Genomic DNA, 3,520 nt, shown 5'->3' on the forward strand with positions numbered 1-3,520 from the left:
CGGGCCCTGGCCAGCAGGCAGTGCGCCATCGCCGGGTGCAGCGCCCGTTCCTGCATGAGGTCGTAGGCCGCGGCGACGGACGCGGCCGCGTCGGCGAACCGGTCGGCCGCCAGGTGGCTGCGGCACACCTCGACGTGGCTGCGGGTCAGCTCGGCCAGCACCGCGGGGCCGCCCCGGGTGAGCCGCAGCGCCGAATCCGCGTACTCCGACGCCCGCTCCAGGTCGCCCTGGCGCAGGTGCCGCTCGGCCAGACAGGCCCGCAGCGTCAGCAGCATCGACGGCTGCGGGTAGCCGTCGCGCAGCAGCTCCGCGTGGCAGGTTTCCAGCAGGTGCAAGGAATACTGCGCCTCGCCCCAGCCGGACAGCACGGCCGCGCGCAGCGGGACGACCATCGCCCGCACCGGCGGCGGCTCGCCCGACAACGCCGTTTCGGCCTCCGCGACGTACTTCGTGCGGACGTCGCCCGTCGAGTAGCCGGCCAGCCACAGCAGCGCGATCCCGGCCTGCCGCGGCCGGTCCAGGCGCTCGGCCTGGCGGCGGATCCGCTGCATGCGGGGTGCCGCGCGGCGGACGTCGCCCGCCAGGAACCGTTCCGCCGTCTCGATCAGCTCGAGGTCGAGTTCGAGCAGCTCGCGCGGGGACCGGCCGCCGAGCAGCTCGTCGGGGTCGATGCCGAGCTGCCGGGCGAAGAACCGCAGCGCGTCGCCCGACGGGGTCCGCGCGCCGGTCTCGACCGACGACACGTACGCCGCGGAGTACTGCGGTCCGGCGAGCTCGCGTTGCGTGAGCCCGCGTTCGGTGCGCAGCTCACGCAGGCGTTCGCCGACGCTCTCGCTCACCCAGGTGCCTTTCCGCCGTGGACGTCCAGGGTAGGCCGCGCGGTGGCGGGGGAGTCGCCCGCCACCGCGCGGCCGGGATCAGCAGGCGCCGCTGTCGCTCCACACGGCCCACGAGGTGGGCGCGCCGGGCTCGGCACCGGTCGAGTACCACAGGGATGTCCACTTGTGACCGTTGTGGCCGACGACGTCGTTGGGCACGTACGCCTTCGCCACGTCCCACTCGGCGAGGCCGTCGCAGCCGGTCGGCGGGGTGCCGGTGCCGACGGTCAGCGAGAACTGCGCGCTGTGGTCGGCGTCGGGGCCGTCGCCGGAGACCGTCACCTGGCTGGTGCCCTGCGGCGTGGTCGCCGAGGTGGTGATGGTCAGCGTGGCGGTGCCGCCGGACTGGATGCTCGCCGGGCTGATCGTCGCCTTCGCGCCCTCGGGCAGGCCGGTGGCCAGCAGCTGGACGGTCTGGGCGTTGCCCGCCGTGACCCGGGTGGTGATGGTCGTGGTCGCCGTCTGTCCGGGTTGGACGGACGCCGACGTCGGCGACAGCGTCAGCGAGTAGTCGTTGCCGGCCGGCGGCTGGCCGCTGCACGTCGGCTCACCGCTGACGGCCGTGACGCTCACCGCGTCCCACGCCGCCTTGGTGGAGTTGAACTCGGTGCAGCTGCCCGGGAACAGCGCGATCGCTGCTTCCAGCGTGGCCTTGCGGGCCGCTTTGTGGTTCCAGGAGGACGTCTTCTTCAGCAGGCCGTTGTAGAAGATCTTGCCCGCCTTCTGGATGCCGATGCCGGTCACGCTGGAGTTGTTGCACGTCGGGCTGGTCGGCCCGCCGGAACCGTTGCTGCCCTGGGAAAGCAGGTAGAACCAGTGGTTCTGCGGCCCCGCGGCGGCGTGCACCTCGGTGTTCGGGATCGAGGCGGAGTAGCAGTTCGGGTCGCCGATCTGGCCCGGGTTGTACATGTAGCGGATCGGGCCCTGGCCGACCAGGTTGACGCCTTCGCCGACGGTGAAGTCCGGGGTGTCGACCGGGTTGTTGGCGTAGTACTCGGTCAGCGCGCCGAAGATGTCGCCGGTGGACTCGTTGAGCCCGCCGTTCTCGTTGCCCGACCCGGCACCGCCCGGGGTGGTCTGGAAGATGGCGTGCCCGAACTCGTGCCCGACGACGTCCATCGGGGTCGCCTGGCGGCGGTTGTCCTGAGAGTGCCCGAAGTGCGTGGACGAACCGTCCCAGTAGGCGTTGACGTCGTTGAGGCCGACGCTCGCGCGGAAGCCGCCGCCCGCCCCGTCGATGCCGTTGCGGCCGAGCCAGTCGCCGAGCATCTTCCACTCGGTCTGGACGCTGTAGAGCGCGTCGACGCAGCCGGTTTCGAGGTCGGTGCCGGAGCCGTTGCCCCAGCTGTTGCTGCTCTTGGTGAAGATCGAGCCGCCCTCGCGCCCGCAGGCGATGCCGCGGCGGGCCGGGTCGGTCATCGAGTAGGAGCTGCCGGAGCCGGACGTGTCGATCGAGACGGTGCCGGCGTAGTAGGAGTTGCCGGTGCCCGCCTCGCGGACGTCGTCGCGGGTGTCGAGGACGGCGCCGGTCGCGCTGTCGACGAAGACGTGCAGGTGGGTGGGCTTGCCGAGGTTGCGGCCACTGACGACGACCTCGTAGGCGAGCTTGGGGGCGTCACCGGCCAGCACGACCAGCTTCGGCGCGTCGGTCTTGTCCACTGTGGACACTTTGGCGGCGGCGATCTTCGCCGCCTGCGCGGCGTTCAGCGTGGCCTGGGTGCCGACGGTGATGGGCGCGGTCTTCGCGGCTTCGGTGCCGCGGACGCGCCCGGCCCCGTCGGCGACGACGACCGCGTCCCCGCCGACGACCGGCAGGCCGTGGTAGGTGCGCTGGTAGGAGGCGAAGTAGAGCCCGCCGCCACCCGGGGTGACCCCGGTGCGGAGGAAGGCCTCCCCGGCGCCCTTGGCGAGCCGGTCGGCGCCGTTGAGGGCAGCCTGGTCGGCGGCTCGCGCGGCGAGCGCCTCGGGTGGGGTGGCGGCGGGGGGTGCGGAGGCGGCGGCCGGGATCACCGGCACCGCGAAGCTCAGGGCCAGGCCGGCGATCGCCGCCAGCCCTCGTGGGGATCTCATGGGGAACCTTTCCGGGGACCGTGGGGAGTGTGTCCGCCGGAATAACTGGTGTTATTGCGCCGGACGCGTCCGAGTAAAGGTTCCGGTGGTGCGCCGGTCAATGGGCCGAACGGACTAGTGGTGGCCCGCGAAGATCACGGCGTTCGGGGCGAAACCGCAGGAAACGGCCGGGTTGGCGACTGGTCTGAACCAATTCACCAACTTTGGTAGGAACTTTGGCTTTGGTCCGGACCACTGAGCCCAGTGGTCCGGGAATTCAGCCTTCGGTGCCCGCCGCCGAGTCGAGGCCGCGGCGGTAGGCCTCGATGGCCTCGGTCAGATGACCACGTTGTCGGAGCGCGTCGCCGAGCCGCAGCGACGTCGATACCGCCGCCCCGTGCAGGGACGCGCCCCGCTGGATCTCCGCCGCCTCGCGCAGCAGCCGGATCGCCGTTTCCAGGTCGCCTTGGGCGGCCGCGATCTGCCCGCGCAGGCCCGTCGCCTCGCCCAGCGCCTCGACGTCGCGGGCCAGCAGCGGCCAGACCTCCGCGACCAGCGCCGCTGCCTCGTCCGGTGCGCCCTGGCGGAGCCGG

At 72.4% G+C, this 3,520-nt stretch carries 3 protein-coding genes; all 3 read right to left on the minus strand.

Annotation, left to right across the window (positions count from 1 at the left end; all coding sequences use genetic code 11):
* Positions 1-839, minus strand: an 839-nt coding sequence (locus tag G3I65_RS54810) for a helix-turn-helix domain-containing protein (protein ID WP_160704393.1), incomplete at its 3' end; no start/stop codon positions are given.
* A gap of 78 nt (positions 840-917) precedes the next feature.
* The gene (locus tag G3I65_RS54815) at positions 918-2,948 is read right to left on the minus strand and encodes a M4 family metallopeptidase (protein WP_160704395.1); all 2,031 of its coding nucleotides are present in this window, start codon (positions 2,946-2,948) and stop codon (positions 918-920) included.
* Positions 2,949-3,204: 256 nt separating this feature from the next.
* The coding region (locus tag G3I65_RS54820; RefSeq protein ID WP_160704397.1) for a tetratricopeptide repeat protein at positions 3,205-3,520 on the minus strand (316 nt) is incomplete at its 5' end.

This window comes from Amycolatopsis sp. SID8362, assembly GCF_010550475.1.
GTDB classification, from domain to species: domain Bacteria; phylum Actinomycetota; class Actinomycetes; order Mycobacteriales; family Pseudonocardiaceae; genus Amycolatopsis; species Amycolatopsis eburnea.